General features: G+C 39.9%; 16 protein-coding genes. 5 read left to right on the top strand and 11 right to left on the bottom strand.

From position 1 onward, the window contains the following. Nucleotides 1-171 precede the first annotated feature (171 nt). Nucleotides 172-1,044, bottom strand: coding sequence for a nucleotidyltransferase-like protein (locus AWM68_RS20830; RefSeq protein WP_066246060.1), 873 nt, complete (start codon nt 1,042-1,044; stop codon nt 172-174). A gap of 119 nt (nt 1,045-1,163) precedes the next feature. Between AWM68_RS20830 and AWM68_RS20825 the strand changes: the two genes are divergently transcribed. Continuing rightward, the gene (locus tag AWM68_RS20825) at nt 1,164-1,529 is read left to right on the top strand and encodes a YgzB family protein (RefSeq protein WP_066246059.1); all 366 of its coding nucleotides are present in this window, start codon (nt 1,164-1,166) and stop codon (nt 1,527-1,529) included. A 33-nt stretch (nt 1,530-1,562) separates the two neighbouring features. On the opposite strand, the gene perR is transcribed toward AWM68_RS20825, so the two are convergent. The 4 genes from perR to AWM68_RS20805 all read right to left on the bottom strand — a co-directional run bounded on the left by perR (nt 1,563) and on the right by AWM68_RS20805 (nt 4,769). Beyond that, nucleotides 1,563-1,994, bottom strand: coding sequence for a peroxide-responsive transcriptional repressor PerR (gene perR / locus AWM68_RS20820; protein WP_156488497.1), 432 nt, complete (start codon nt 1,992-1,994; stop codon nt 1,563-1,565). A gap of 93 nt (nt 1,995-2,087) precedes the next feature. After that, nucleotides 2,088-2,636 carry a cob(I)yrinic acid a,c-diamide adenosyltransferase gene (locus AWM68_RS20815; RefSeq protein WP_066246057.1) on the bottom strand — a complete coding sequence of 183 codons (549 nt, stop codon included), beginning with the start codon at nt 2,634-2,636 and terminating at the stop codon, nt 2,088-2,090. A 1-nt stretch (nt 2,637) separates the two neighbouring features. Next, on the bottom strand, nt 2,638-3,588 hold the full coding sequence (locus AWM68_RS20810) for a D-2-hydroxyacid dehydrogenase (protein ID WP_066246056.1): 951 nt from the start codon (nt 3,586-3,588) through the stop codon (nt 2,638-2,640). A 71-nt stretch (nt 3,589-3,659) separates the two neighbouring features. Continuing rightward, on the bottom strand, nt 3,660-4,769 hold the full coding sequence (locus tag AWM68_RS20805) for an aminopeptidase (RefSeq protein WP_066246055.1): 1,110 nt from the start codon (nt 4,767-4,769) through the stop codon (nt 3,660-3,662). Between the two features lie 142 nt (nt 4,770-4,911). Between AWM68_RS20805 and AWM68_RS20800 the strand changes: the two genes are divergently transcribed. Further along, nucleotides 4,912-5,091 carry an H-type small acid-soluble spore protein gene (locus tag AWM68_RS20800; protein ID WP_066246054.1) on the top strand — a complete coding sequence of 60 codons (180 nt, stop codon included), beginning with the start codon at nt 4,912-4,914 and terminating at the stop codon, nt 5,089-5,091. Nucleotides 5,092-5,119: 28 nt separating this feature from the next. On the opposite strand, the gene bcp is transcribed toward AWM68_RS20800, so the two are convergent. The 3 genes from bcp to AWM68_RS20785 all read right to left on the bottom strand — a co-directional run bounded on the left by bcp (nt 5,120) and on the right by AWM68_RS20785 (nt 7,071). Further along, nucleotides 5,120-5,590 carry a thioredoxin-dependent thiol peroxidase gene (bcp, locus tag AWM68_RS20795; protein ID WP_066246053.1) on the bottom strand — a complete coding sequence of 157 codons (471 nt, stop codon included), beginning with the start codon at nt 5,588-5,590 and terminating at the stop codon, nt 5,120-5,122. Between the two features lie 60 nt (nt 5,591-5,650). Then, nucleotides 5,651-6,067, bottom strand: a complete 417-nt coding sequence (locus tag AWM68_RS20790; protein ID WP_066246052.1) for an ion channel — start codon at nt 6,065-6,067, stop codon at nt 5,651-5,653. A 455-nt stretch (nt 6,068-6,522) separates the two neighbouring features. Next, nucleotides 6,523-7,071, bottom strand: coding sequence for an NADPH-dependent FMN reductase (locus AWM68_RS20785; protein ID WP_066246051.1), 549 nt, complete (start codon nt 7,069-7,071; stop codon nt 6,523-6,525). Nucleotides 7,072-7,300: 229 nt separating this feature from the next. Here AWM68_RS20785 and AWM68_RS20780 point away from each other — a divergent pair, with 229 nt between their 5' ends. Genes AWM68_RS20780 through AWM68_RS20770 form a run of 3 tightly spaced genes read left to right on the top strand, consistent with a single transcriptional unit; the run spans nt 7,301 to nt 10,200 of the window. Next, nucleotides 7,301-8,347, top strand: a complete 1,047-nt coding sequence (locus AWM68_RS20780) for an ArsR/SmtB family transcription factor (RefSeq protein WP_066246050.1) — start codon at nt 7,301-7,303, stop codon at nt 8,345-8,347. Between the two features lie 16 nt (nt 8,348-8,363). Beyond that, complete coding sequence (locus AWM68_RS20775; RefSeq protein ID WP_066246049.1) at nt 8,364-9,290, top strand: ABC transporter permease subunit; 927 nt, start codon at nt 8,364-8,366, stop codon at nt 9,288-9,290. Further along, nucleotides 9,280-10,200 carry an ABC transporter permease gene (locus AWM68_RS20770; RefSeq protein WP_066246048.1) on the top strand — a complete coding sequence of 307 codons (921 nt, stop codon included), beginning with the start codon at nt 9,280-9,282 and terminating at the stop codon, nt 10,198-10,200. The genes AWM68_RS20775 and AWM68_RS20770 overlap by 11 nt, the downstream gene beginning before the upstream one ends. Before the next feature lie 39 nt (nt 10,201-10,239). On the opposite strand, the gene AWM68_RS20765 is transcribed toward AWM68_RS20770, so the two are convergent. The 3 genes from AWM68_RS20765 to AWM68_RS20755 are packed head-to-tail and all read right to left on the bottom strand — an operon-like array spanning nt 10,240 to nt 12,832. After that, entirely contained in the window at nt 10,240-11,025 is a 786-nt protein-coding gene (locus AWM68_RS20765; protein WP_066246061.1) for an ABC transporter permease, read from the bottom strand. Between the two features lie 6 nt (nt 11,026-11,031). Next, nucleotides 11,032-11,823: an ABC transporter permease gene (locus AWM68_RS20760; protein WP_066246047.1), complete on the bottom strand. Its 792-nt coding sequence runs from the start codon at nt 11,821-11,823 to the stop codon at nt 11,032-11,034. Next, nucleotides 11,816-12,832 (bottom strand): ABC transporter ATP-binding protein, encoded by a 1,017-nt coding sequence (locus AWM68_RS20755; RefSeq protein WP_066246046.1) that lies wholly within the window; start codon nt 12,830-12,832, stop codon nt 11,816-11,818. The genes AWM68_RS20760 and AWM68_RS20755 overlap by 8 nt, the downstream gene beginning before the upstream one ends. Nucleotides 12,833-13,003 lie beyond the last annotated feature (171 nt).

The following is a 13,003-nucleotide window of genomic DNA, read 5'->3' as shown; positions in this document are numbered from 1 at the left end:
TTGTTAGCCGCTCGTTTTGGCGACTTTATTAGGATAGCATCTTAAAAACAAGATGTCAACCTGTTTTTTTATCGTGTTTCCCGTCTGCAACATTGTTTCTGTGTGTCGCAGCGACAAGAAATAATATAGCACGATATAGATAAACAGGTCAACACCTTTTTATAAAAAAGTTTATTCTTTTATTGAGTAGTACCGATGGTATAGGTTTTTACTCTTTGTTTCTCGTTTAACCGTTTTAATATACCCTTTGTCTTTTAGGTGATTAAGGATCATTGGAAGATCAATTGCGTAGTCCTGAACCTCACTATGTTCCATTAATTCATGATAAGCCCACTCATCTTTTTGTTTAATAATACCTAACAAATGATTGGCCCCTAATTTGGTTTTAGAAGAAAGGGAAAACTCAGATGCGAGTAAAAGAAGTTCAATTCGTTTATCAATGGATTCTTCACCTGTGACGAGTTCTTCATATAACTTGAAGATTTCCGGTTGAATGATTTTAACCTGATTCCAAACGGTAACTTCAGGATAGTATCCATGTTCAATAACAGATAAGCGAGCAAGGTGATGAAGAGCATGCATGATGTTGTTGAATGCATCTAAATAATGACCTGAGTGAAATAATTCTTTTCCATCATTATAACGACGGAGCAGTTTCGCAAACTCCAGACCAATCTTATGAGTCCTTTCATCTGCAGGAAACTCGTGCAGCCTGTCACGCAATCTTGTTATGTATTCGTTACGGTTAAACAGAACCTTGCCGTTCATTACCCAGTCTACAGCTCTTCTGTTCGATCCAAGCATCAGCCAAGAATTAAGTAGGTCTTCTGTTACAACATGCAGAGCAGCTGATCCTGATTCGAATTCGTAATGTTTAATCATCCACGATTGATCTTGATCTGATTCTTTTACTATTATAAGAAGAATGCAGTCAAAGTGATCAGTTCCAGGGCTGAACGGTTTGTTTTTTTCTACAAAAAGAACACCTAGAGTGTTTTCATTACTTGCTCTCTCTTGATATAGCGGGCGTAAAATATCTTCCATGAAGCTCATCTCCCATTTTAACAAAATCCTGTTTGTTATCTTTCAACATCAAATAAAGAAATCCTTTTTCTTTTCTAGAGAGTTCATATGTTATACTAATGAACGGAGGAGGGACAGGTATGATAAAGTATACGAGTAAAATTAATAAAATACGTACGTTTGCCTTAAGCCTAGTGTTTATAGGTATTATCATCATGTATGCTGGCCTGTTTTTCAAGACAAGTTTTGTCGTAATGTCCATTTTTATGGTGGTTGGGTTTATCGCAACAATAGCAAGTGCTGGTGTTTACTTCTGGATCGGAATGATCTCTACCCAAGCTGTACAGGTAGTCTGTCCGAACTGTGGTAAGGTCACAAAAGTTTTGGGTCGTGTAGATGCTTGCATGTCCTGTAATCAGCCGCTTACGATGGATAAAAGTCTTGAAGGCGAAGAGTTTGATGAAAAATACAATTCTAAACGCCAAATGCGTAAAGAAAATAGATAAAGCTGACTCACCGTATGGGAAGTCAGCTTTTTTTTAATGTTTTCTTTTGCAATCCGGGCATACTCCGTAAATTTCCATCCGGTGACGTCCTACATCAAAGCCTGTTACCGATTCTGCGAGACTTTCTACCTCGTCTAATCCTGGATAATGAAAATCTACAATTTTTCCGCATGAATCACAGATGATATGGTAATGATCCGTTGTCACACAATCAAATCGGCTTGATGAGTCTCCATAAGTCAGTTCTTTAACAAGACCCGCTTCTTTAAAGACTCTAAGGTTGTTGTAAACTGTTGCAACACTCATATTTGGAAATTTCCCTTCCAAGGCCTTGTAGATCTCATCAGCGGTGGGATGGGACATTGATTGGATAAGATGCTCTAAGATAGCATGACGCTGAGGCGTTATACGAACACCTGCTGATTTTAAGTTGTCAATTGCGGCATTGATTTTTGCGCTAGACATCGTCATGCACCCCATTTCTTTAAGAATTCTTACTTTGTAATCGTTATAAATAGTCTACTGCTACCTACAGGTTTTGTCAATTGAAGTGGTATCTTATGAATGATCTTTGTGCAGCACAGGCTCATTAACCTGCATCTTTTCGTTTACATAGCGTGCTGCAATAAACAAAAAGTCAGATAGTCTGTTTAAATAAGACATCACGAGTGGATTAACTCCTTCTATTCCAACAGCAATCCGCTCTGCTCGTCTCGTAATCGTACGTGCTGTATGAAAAGCACTTGCTGATGGTGAACCTCCCGGAAGGATAAATTGTTTAAGAGGTTTAAGTCCCGCTTGCCATTCGTCAATGGTCTCTTCAAGGAAACGAATATCCTCTTCTTTTAACTTCCACGCCACTTCTTTCCCTGAAGGTGTTGCTAGCTCTGCGCCAACATGAAAAAGAACCGTTTGTACTTTTTGCATGATTACTTTAGCTTCCGCTGCCCAATCTTCCTTCGGCAATAGACTGACCCCAAATCCGATCATGCTGTTTGCTTCATCACACGTTCCATATGCGTCTACCCGTACATCATTTTTAGAAACGCGTTCACCAAATATTAATGACGTCGTTCCTTTATCTCCAGTTTTTGTGTATATTTTCATATTAATACCCCCGGTCATACGGAATGACATTGGCCATCTCTTCGCACTTATTTTTTCTAAAGTAGGTTAGATTATCACAAAAGATTTCAATCGCTCTTTCTTGGTATTGAGGAGAAATCCCTGATAAGTGTGGAGTAACCGTTACGTTCTCCATATCCCAAAGCGGGCTGTCTTCCGATAATGGTTCGTTTTCAAACACGTCGAGTACAGCGTGGCTTATTTTCTTTTCTCTCAGTGCTTGAATAAGCAATTCCTCATTAACTGTCGTCCCTCTTCCAATGTTTATGAATATCGCACTCTTTTTCATGAGTGAAAATGCTCTTTCTCCTACAAATTGATGAGTTTGTTGAGTAGAGGGAAGAACATTTACGATAAAATCACTTTCTTCATACAGCTTACTGATTCCTTCTTTGTCCAGAATGAAGTCGCAATTGTCAGCAGGATGTCCGCTTCTATTAAAGCCGATTGTTTTCATGTTGAATGCCTTTGCCAGTCTCGCTATTTCACATCCGATTGCGCCAGTACCTAGTATGCCGATAGTTTTTCCAGAAATCTCAGTCATCGGAACTTTCCGATCCCATTTGTGCTGTTTTTGATTTTCTAAAAGCTGACTCGCCTGACGTGACACTTGAAGCATCATCGAAATCGTATATTCTGCCATCGGTGTTTTATGAATGCCTCGTGCATTCGTGATGAGAACATCTTGTTTTTCTAGGGCCTTAAAAGGCATTTTATCGAGACCTGCTGATATGACCATGATCCATTTAAGTTTTTTTGCCGCAGCAACCAGTTCATCAGTCAGATCTTCTCCGTACGATAGGAGAATTTCGGCTTGAGTAAGATACGCCTTAGCTTCTTTCATATTGTTATAAAACTGGAACTCTTCTTCAGGAAAACGCTTCTTGATCTCGTCTTTTATTTCTTCTCTTAACCTTGCACTTGAAAGAATCATGAGAAACACCTTCTTTTTTAATGGAATAGAAAAAGCGGGAACGTGCTCCCCGCTTTTTAGTTGTTGCTGTTTTATTTAAGGTTCTCTGGATTAAGTCCTAAAAGTTCTGGCAGAACGAACAAACCATCTTTTCTGATTAATACATCATCAAAATAGATTTCTCCTCCACCGTATTCTGAACGCTGAATCAATACCATATCCCAGTGGATGCCTGATTCGTTTCCGTTGTATGCATCTTGATAAGCTCTTCCAGGCGTGAAGTGGATGCTTCCGGCGATCTTCTCATCAAATAAAATATCTCCCATTGGATGCTGGATCAGCGGATTCACACCGATCGCAAACTCACCAACATAACGAGCGCCTTCATCCGTATTAAAGATTTCGTTTAATTTCTCTGTGTTATCAGAAGTGGCTTCAACAATTTTCCCATCTTTAAACGTAAGACTTACATTATTAAATGTTGTGCCATGATAAGGACAAGGTGTGTTGTATGTAATGGATCCATTCACACTATCTTTTACTGGTGCTGTAAATACTTCTCCATCTGGGATGTTGTTCTCACCTGCACACATGACAGCAGGAATTCCTTTGATTGAAAACGTCAGATCAGTTCCTGGTGCCGTGATGCGAACTTTATCCGTACGTTCCATTAGTGCGTGAAGCGGTTTTTGCGCTTCTGCCATCGCTTTATAATCAACGTTACACACATCAAGAACAAAATCAGTGAACTTTTCTAAGCTCATTTTAGCCATTTGAGCGAGACCTGTTGTAGGATAGTTCAACAATACCCACTGGCGGTCATTGATGATCAAGTTTTGAACCGGCTTGTTCAGCTCTGCTTTCATCTGAAAGATGTCACTCGGAACTTCAGAGAACTCAGAATCATTATTTTTACATTGAATAGAGATATAAGCATCTATATCCTCCATGCGAGCTAAATCCCATTTCACTTGTGCTTCCGTATGCTCTTTTGTTGAACCCATCATCAAAGCACGAGAAATCTCTTCGTCAGCAAGCTGTACGTAAGGATAAGCTCCCATCTTGTATGTTTCTTGAACGAGTTCTTTTACAAGTGGCTTCCCAGCTGTAAAAGAGGTAATCAGTACTTTTTGTCCTTTTTCAACCTTTAGTGAATGTGTCAGCAATGTTCTTGCTAACGTCGTTAAACGCTCATCTCTCATTATGTATACCCCCGACAATATATGTTATAAAATTCACACTATTTTATTTTATCACGCATATTCTTTTATGCCTATTTATTAAAATGCAAAGCATAGAGTGATAGCCCCTGCTGCATAATAACAAGCGTGGAGGTGAACTTATATGAACGTATCGCGCGCTCAGCAGATCATTGAATCGGAAAAGGAAATTGAAGTTCTGCATAATGGAACACCGGTCTGGCTTCAATCCGTAGACGAAAACAATCAGACAGCAAGAGCTTATACGAGAGAACAGCCAGATAACGAAATGGACATCCCTGTAACAGAACTTCATGAAAGTTAAAAAGCCCCGATTTCTCGAGGGCTTTTTTCTACGACAGATTTTCTTCTATAAATTTCAGTGCTTCTTCAACATGATCCTTCACTTTTACTTTTCGATATTCTTTTGCGATGTTTCCATCTCCATCGATAATAAAAGTGGAACGTTCGATACCCATATATTCTTTACCAAAGTTCTTCTTCAGCTTCCAAACGTCATATAGCTCTGCAACTTTGTTTTCCTCATCTGCTAATAGAATAAATGGCAGACCGTGCTTCTCGATAAACTTATCATGGCGAGCCAACGGATCTGGGCTAACCCCGATAATAACGGTGTTCTGCTTTTCAAAATCAGCGTGACGATCTCTGAAGTCACACGCTTGTGTTGTACATCCTGGTGTCATATCTTTTGGATAAAAATAGAGCACGACATTTTTCCCTTTAAAGTCTGATAATTGAACATCTTGCCCGCTGCTTGCTGGGAGTTTAAAGTCTGGTGCTTTACTTCCTGTTTCTATGGTCATAATTGGCCCTCCTTAAAACATTCTTCTTAAAGGGTAGCCTATTTATTCATTTTTACACAACTATTTTGCGATCTTATTGTGGTGAACAACAGAAGATAATACGAAAGCAATCGGGAGAAGATAGCCAATTAAAGCCTGAAGTGCTGCAATCCACCGTCCTGCCCCGACTGGCACGATATCTCCATACCCTACAGAAAGGATCGTTGTGCTGCTGAAATAGATGCAGGCTTCTATAAAAGAAAAAAAGTCACTTTGATTGAGTTCTAATTTTATGACGGGATATCCCATTAATGAGATAAGTGCATAGATGAGTCCGAACCCCGAAATGATCGTTCCGTATACGATAAACAAAATCAGCAGATGACTCACTGGCATCAGATGTTCTTTTATTCCGGGATGTTTAAAGAGCATCCAGATACTCCGGACGATTAGGGTTGCAGTTGTTATAAGCAATATGACCAAAACGGCTTTTTCCATCAAGTCCACCTCAATTCATCATATGAAAAAGGCGGTTGTAATAGGACAGCCTTATATGAAAAGGCTGTTTTTGAAAAACTTTGTAGCTTTTGAAAGTGGTTGGTTTCCGCTCCAGGATGCTCGCTTTCCGCGGGGCAGGCGGTGAGCCCCATTTATACGTTTCACTTTTAAGTGTCTCACCTGTCTAGGCACAGTGGCTAGCCCCTCGAGGTCAAAAGTTAAATGGTTAAGAAGGCAAAGTGCGCCTTCCTAGCCCATTCACCTTTTGTTTGTCGGGGCTGAACGAGCCACTTCCACATTTCGAACTGCCCGCCTGTCCCGCAGGAGTCTCGCACCTTGCGCTCCAACCAACTTATCAATGAAGGAAATTGAACCAAAATACTTGTCTAGCAACAACCTTTTTAAAAAGAATTAAAAAAAGACAGTCCGCTTTATACAGACTGCCCTTACACTTTTTAAGATTTCGCTTTATTGACAGATACGATCTCTGTTAATTCTTTTAGCTGTGTTGCCAGTTCACGGACACGCGTTTGAGCTAGCTCATCCACTAGCACATTGCCTTCATCAAAGTTTACCGGATCAGCTACATATTGATCAGGCAGCACAAGACTGTAGACACCACGAAGCACCGTGCGTAAATTCGCAAGAGCATTGATTCCGCCTTTTCCACCGCCTGCTGCTACAGCAATAGCTGAAGGCTTGTTTTTAAAATGTTTTCCACCCAAGAAATCAAGAGCATTTTTTAAAGCCCCGCTTATTCCGCTATGATACTCAGGACTCGTTACGAAAAACCCATCTGCTTGCTCTGCATAGTCAGCCAGCTTTTTCACCGTTTCGTTCTGAGCGGAAGTTGCATCACCTGTGAATAAAGGCAATTTATCGATTCCTACATCAAAATATAAGACTTCAACATTCAACTCTCGCAGAACTTCAGCCGCATACTGAGCAACTCCTCTTGTTCTGGATTCCGCTGTTGGGCTTCCTGCTATAACCATGATTTTCATATCTATCTTCCTCATTTCTGCTAAGCAATGTAAGTATGTTCATATTTTACAGGATTTCTAATGTTCTTTTATAGCAATTAGGTTTCATTTGTAGAAAATCAGGTCTTAAGTCCAAAAAAATAAGTATTGACTTATTACCTATCAGAATGTAAATTATTTGTAATTTTGGAATTCGGATTAACTGATTAGGCTTTAAGCTAATCAAATTAACAATGAGAGGATGATTTAAGTGGCATTTGTTTCGGTTGATTTTTCTCCGTTTAACGAGATGATTATGAGTCTTCATGTTATTCAAAATCCTGCTCACCACCCTTATCGACTTGCATGGGCTGAAAAAGCAGAAAAGAAATTGCCTCAAGATCTTTTACTTTTAATCAAGGAATGGGGCCCGCATTTTTATGACTGGATGTATTTCATAAACATTCGGAACGAATTTCAGTTTAATGAAGCAACCGTCGAAGAAGCCGTTGAACGGCTAGCACTCCTCCCAGACCTCACGTTTTCCTATCTCATGCTAGGGGAGAAATATGGCAGCGACTCTTTGTTAAAGTGGAAAAACAATCCTGCTTCAGCACCTCTTCATTCGATTGAAAAGGACATCCTCTTACATGCTGCAGCCTGGAAAAGGAAGTTCTGTGATTTCTTTTATGAGTACAACCGTCACTTGTTTGCAGAAGAACTTTTCAGGATTACTCCTTGGATTGCAAGAGCAGCTGAAAATTTTAAGAAAGAACTGAGTGACTCAAAAATCGAAAGTTTAAACAGCATACATCCCGATGTTACAGTAACGTCCAACTCTATAAGAATTAAGAAGAATGATGTTTATACATTTTCTTTTGAGGAGTTTCCGAGACTTGTGATTCAGCCTTCTACGTTCGCTACACCTCACGTCATGCTTTGCTGCAATCAAGACCGTGTAGCCATTGCCCTACATGTGGCGGTACCGGATTCAGAAAAAAATCATGAACCGCCTGAAGATTTAATTACCTTGTTAAAGGCACTCAGTGAACCAACAAGACTTAAGATCCTGCAAGACTTGCTTCACCATCCATACAGCACAAAACAGCTTGCGCATAAATACAATCTTACTGAAGCTACCGTATCAAATCATTTAAAGCAGTTACTTTCATGCGGGTTAGCCGAAACGCAAAGAAAAGGCTATTACGTGTTCTACACAGGGAAACGAGACAGACTAGAGTCACTTCGAACAGATGTTGCTCAATTTATGCAGCAGCCTGTTTTGGATGAATATATCTTTATACCCGATCTCACTTAAAAAGGGGGGCTGTTAAATGAGGAATTTCATTTTAGATCTTCAACAACTATTTTTACTGAGTATAAGCATTATTCTTATTGCCGCAGTTCCTTCTTTTATTGCGGATCAAAACGGGATTAATTTTAGCATTTCAAGATACGGAGAGTCTGTTTTAGAGGTACTTACAACTCTCATAAGACCAGACTCTCTCACTTTATATATCCATTCTCAGAATATGATATTAGAGCCTATGCCCGTAAATATTTCATACGAATTTGTGAATGAAATCTATGAGATCCCACTGTTTCCTGAGATTTGGAATATTGTTATTTATACATTAGGCTTGCTGCTGATTAGCTTTTCAGCTGCATTCGTGATGGCTTTATTTTTAGGGTGGGTAGCAGAATTGCTTCCCGCTTCATTTAAGAAGACTGCATTACATATTAGTGAGCTTCTTGAAGCATTGCCTGATCTATTCTTTGTATTTTGCATCCAATTGGCTGTTGTTTGGATTTATAAAAAAACGGGATTCCTTGCAGCAAATCCATTCACATCTAGCAGAGAACCTTCATTTTTCTTACCCGTTATAACACTGAGCATTGTACCAACTATTTATCTGTTCAGAATGCAGTTAACATTATCTCAAACCGAAATGGAAAAAGACTATATAACCTTTGCACGTTCAAAAGGGCTCGGTCATTCACAGATTATCTTTCATCATCTACTAAAAAATACACTTCGGGAACTGTCTATACACCTTCCGTTTATGATGCTCTTGCTTTTTAGTCAGATGATCATCCTAGAATATCTCTTTAACTTGAATGGAATTATACAAATCTTGCTTAGTGAGCAGCCAGCAGAAACACGGGCTATGCTGCTGATGCTTATCACAATTCCTCTTTTTGCAGTCATAAAAGGGGTAAAGTTGTTTATCAAGAAAGAGAGGGTTTTAAATGCTGCGTAAAATAAATGCTTTTTATGTAGGGATTGTTATGCTGACTAGCATTCTATTCATAAGTATTGTCATTCCAAATCTAATGCCCGAACCTGCTATAGAGCAGTTCCGCTATCATTTTGATCAAAAATCACTGGAAATTCCCCCGTTTAGTCCATCTTCAGACAATTGGTTTGGAACGGACCGAAATGGAAAAGATTTATTCTACGCCATAATGGATGGCGCAAAATATACCATATTTTTCGCACTTGTTATTACATTTGGAAGAATGCTGCTTTCATTTATTGGCGGACTTGTCTTTAAACGTTTGTTTTTAAACAACTGGGTGAGTGGTTTGCTTCAAGGCTTTCAGTTTGTCCCTCAATCCTTGATCGTACTGCTAGTATTATCTCCGCTTTATTTTTACGAACTAAGAACAGATTCTTTTCTTAGTTATACTGAAACACTAGTCATTCAATTGGTTGTCCTCATCGCAGCAGGAATCTTTCCATTAGCAAAAATAATCGCAGAAACAGCTGACTCCTTATCTCAAAATGATTATGTGACTTGCGCTAAACACATGGGATCATCCTCCTTACAAATTACCATACGCCATGTTCTGCCACATTTATGGCCGAGACTATTCGTTCTTTCGGGGAGGCAATTTTCGCAAGTGCTAACCTTAATGCTCCACTTGGCTATTTATCATTTGTTTATTGGCGGAGTTAAGATTACGTCAGGTCAAGTGCATGATCAATTTAACAACTACTCTACTGTTTCGAACGAATGGACAGGGCTAATCAGTATGTATCACCGGGAACTCATGCTCGAACCTTTTGTTGTTATGATTCCTGTAGTTGCATATACTCTTTTAATCTTATGTGTGAATATCATGACGAAAAGCCTTGAAAAAAGTTTAGATAAACAAGCTATCTACTAAGCAAAAAACCGTTCCCCCACTTTTGGAGAACGGTTTTCTTTAGTTTCCTGCACCTCTGTATTTGGTTACCCCAACATTCCATAACGCTACAGCGATTAAGAAAAAGACAAGTCCAACTACAGGGGTTAAAAAAGCATACGTGTACCACTCTTCTCTTCTTAGAAAATAGGAAGAAGGATAAACACCGACAAATGCAAACGGAAGAATCCACGTTAACACGTACTTGATTACTTTGTTGTAAATATCAACAGGATATCTTCCATAATTGCCGATGTTGTACATCATCGGCATAATGTCTGTTCTCGAATCTGACCAAAAACCAATCGTTGCTAAGGCGATAAAGATCCCAGCATACACAAGCGCTCCGCCAATAACAAGAAGGATAAAGATAAAGGGATCATACCAGCTGATTTCTAATCCAAGTTGATTTCCAGCATAAAACATAACCACTAATCCTGTGATCACACCAAAAAGCGATTCCAGCTCCATTCGCTCTAAAACAATCTGAAACAAGCTGTGAACCGGCCTTGTCAGAATACGGTCCATCTCACCTTTCACAATATACCTGTCCGTGAAATCCCAAATATTAAAGAAAGAAGCAAAAATTGAAAACGGCACGAGGAAGAACCCATAGATAAAGATCATCTCATCCTTGCTCCACCCAGCAAGAAGACTCGTATGTCCGAAAACAACGAGGATAAACACGAGATTAACCGCTTGAAACAACAAGTCAGAGAAAATTTCAACGACCATGTCCGCGCGATAAGTCAGCCTTGTTTTTAAATATTGTCCAACGTACTGAAAAAAGATTGAAATATAGTCCATCTGCATCTACCCCCCTTGAACCACAAGCTGCCGCTTCGCTAAAATCCATAATCCATACACAGGTATGATAAGAAGCAGTGACCAGACTGCTTGGTTGATCAGGGCTTCATAAATTTGTGAGCCTTTAAAACCTTCCGTAAAAATCATGCTGGGTATATAGCTGATTCCTTGAAATGGCAAGTAGCTCATCACGTTTTGTGCCCACATCGGATAAAAGCTTAACGGCAGGATAAGTCCAGAAAAGAGGTCTATGACTACACGTTTTGCACGAATCAGGCCATCATTATTAAATAAGAAGAAAGTTGCGATTCCAGCTAACAAGTTAATTTGTGTATTGATGATAAAGCTGAAAATAATCGATAGGAAAAAGAATAACCATGTACTCATGTTCGTTGATAGTTCCACCGGGAACACGAGAGCTACGATGACCATTCCAGGAACAGAGAAGAATAAAAGCCTGAAGATTCCCTCACCGAGCCCTTGCATCATCTTCATATTTAAATAGGGATAAGGCCGAACCATTTCAACGGCTACTTTTCCTTCTTTAATCTCCATCGCGATTTCACGGTCGATATTATTGAAATAAAACGCACGCGCCATCCACGCAACGGCAATGTACGTTGTCATCTGTGTGATGGAAAGTCCTTGAATGTTTTCTTTCCCTCCATAAATAGCACTCCACAAAAAGTAATACGCACCAATGTTGATGCTATAGATTAAGATTCCGCTGTAATAGTTCGTCCGGTATGCGAGCATCATTAAAAAGCGGATGCGAATCATCTCGATATACTTACCCATGACGAACAGCACCTTCAACATAAATATTTCGAATAATCTCTTCTGTCGAGATCTCGAGAATCTTTAAATCTGCAATCTTTTTAGAAGCCGTCACTTTACCGATTACTCCTGAGATCACCGTCTCGTCGCTATCAACAGAGGCTACCCATACAAGATCGCTCTCTCCCTTTTCCCAAACAACCAGGTGTTCTTGAGTGAGATGCTGCAATTCTTCCAATGTTGTTTCTTCACTGAACTGAAACTGAATCTGCTTCCCTTCTGCCCAGTTTTCACGAAGCTCTTTTAATGGTCCATCATAAATGATCTTACCTTCGTCAAGCATAACTACACGCTCACAAAGCGCTTCAATATCAGAAAGATCGTGTGTTGTTAGGAGAATCGTCGTACCGTACTTTTCATTAATTCTTTTTAGAAACTCACGAATCTTAAGTTTAACAAGAACATCGAGGCCGATCGTCGGCTCATCCAAGAAAAGAAGCGGTGGATTATGAATGAGAGCTGCCGCCAATTCACAGCGCATTCTTTGACCCAGTGACAGCTTTCGTACTGGCTTATCGAGGAGCGGGCCGATATCAAGCGTTTCAATGACATCCTTCATATGCTCTTCATACTGCTGGTCTGGAACATTGTAGATTTTCTTTAACAGTCTGAATGATTCCTGAACCGCAATATCCCACCAGAGCTGTGATCGCTGACCGAAAACAACACCGATCGTCTTCACGAACTTCTCCCGCTCTTTATGCGGATTCATGCCATTCACGACAATTTTTCCGTCAGTCGGTGTAAGAATGCCTGTTAGCATTTTGATCGAAGTAGATTTTCCTGCACCGTTTTCCCCGATATACCCTACCATCTCTCCCTTTTTGATCGTAAAAGAGATATCATCTACTGCTGTTTTAATCGTGTAATTTCGTGTAAAAAGATCACGAAACGCCCCCTTCAAACCAGAACGGCTTGAAAAGGACTTAAACTCTTTCCTTAAACCTTGTACATCTATAATATTCTGCATAAAATGCCTCCGTCGTTTTTTCGCTATGTTTGTAGCATTTGGATGGGGTTGATTTCCGCTTCAGGTGCTTCGCTTTCCGCGGGGCAGGCGGTGAGCCACATTTGTACGTGTCACTCTTAAGTGTCTCACCTGCCCGCCTGTCCTAGCCGAGAGTCTCGCACCTTCCACTCC

This window comes from Fictibacillus phosphorivorans, from assembly GCF_001619875.1.
Lineage (GTDB): Bacteria > Bacillota > Bacilli > Bacillales > Fictibacillaceae > Fictibacillus > Fictibacillus phosphorivorans_B.
The sequence above is the reverse complement of the archived record's forward strand: the minus strand, read 5'-3'. Positions and strand labels throughout refer to the sequence as shown.

Excerpts from the sequence above, each read along its gene's own strand:
- AWM68_RS20805 (WP_066246055.1), bottom strand. The coding sequence starts at position 4,769 with ATGAGAGATGAGCGTTTAACGACGTTAGCAAGAACATTGCTGACACAT.
- AWM68_RS20825 (WP_066246059.1), top strand. The coding sequence starts at position 1,164 with ATGATAAAGTATACGAGTAAAATTAATAAAATACGTACGTTTGCCTTA.
- AWM68_RS20810 (WP_066246056.1), bottom strand. The coding sequence starts at position 3,588 with ATGATTCTTTCAAGTGCAAGGTTAAGAGAAGAAATAAAAGACGAGATC.
- AWM68_RS20770 (WP_066246048.1), top strand. The coding sequence starts at position 9,280 with ATGCTGCGTAAAATAAATGCTTTTTATGTAGGGATTGTTATGCTGACT.
- AWM68_RS20755 (WP_066246046.1), bottom strand. The coding sequence starts at position 12,832 with ATGCAGAATATTATAGATGTACAAGGTTTAAGGAAAGAGTTTAAGTCC.
- AWM68_RS20815 (WP_066246057.1), bottom strand. The coding sequence starts at position 2,636 with ATGAAAATATACACAAAAACTGGAGATAAAGGAACGACGTCATTAATA.
- AWM68_RS20775 (WP_066246049.1), top strand. The coding sequence starts at position 8,364 with ATGAGGAATTTCATTTTAGATCTTCAACAACTATTTTTACTGAGTATA.
- AWM68_RS20830 (WP_066246060.1), bottom strand. The coding sequence starts at position 1,044 with ATGGAAGATATTTTACGCCCGCTATATCAAGAGAGAGCAAGTAATGAA.
- AWM68_RS20760 (WP_066246047.1), bottom strand. The coding sequence starts at position 11,823 with ATGGGTAAGTATATCGAGATGATTCGCATCCGCTTTTTAATGATGCTC.
- bcp (WP_066246053.1), bottom strand. The coding sequence starts at position 5,590 with ATGACCATAGAAACAGGAAGTAAAGCACCAGACTTTAAACTCCCAGCA.
- AWM68_RS20765 (WP_066246061.1), bottom strand. The coding sequence starts at position 11,025 with ATGGACTATATTTCAATCTTTTTTCAGTACGTTGGACAATATTTAAAA.
- AWM68_RS20800 (WP_066246054.1), top strand. The coding sequence starts at position 4,912 with ATGAACGTATCGCGCGCTCAGCAGATCATTGAATCGGAAAAGGAAATT.
- AWM68_RS20785 (WP_066246051.1), bottom strand. The coding sequence starts at position 7,071 with ATGAAAATCATGGTTATAGCAGGAAGCCCAACAGCGGAATCCAGAACA.
- AWM68_RS20790 (WP_066246052.1), bottom strand. The coding sequence starts at position 6,067 with ATGGAAAAAGCCGTTTTGGTCATATTGCTTATAACAACTGCAACCCTA.
- perR (WP_156488497.1), bottom strand. The coding sequence starts at position 1,994 with ATGTCTAGCGCAAAAATCAATGCCGCAATTGACAACTTAAAATCAGCA.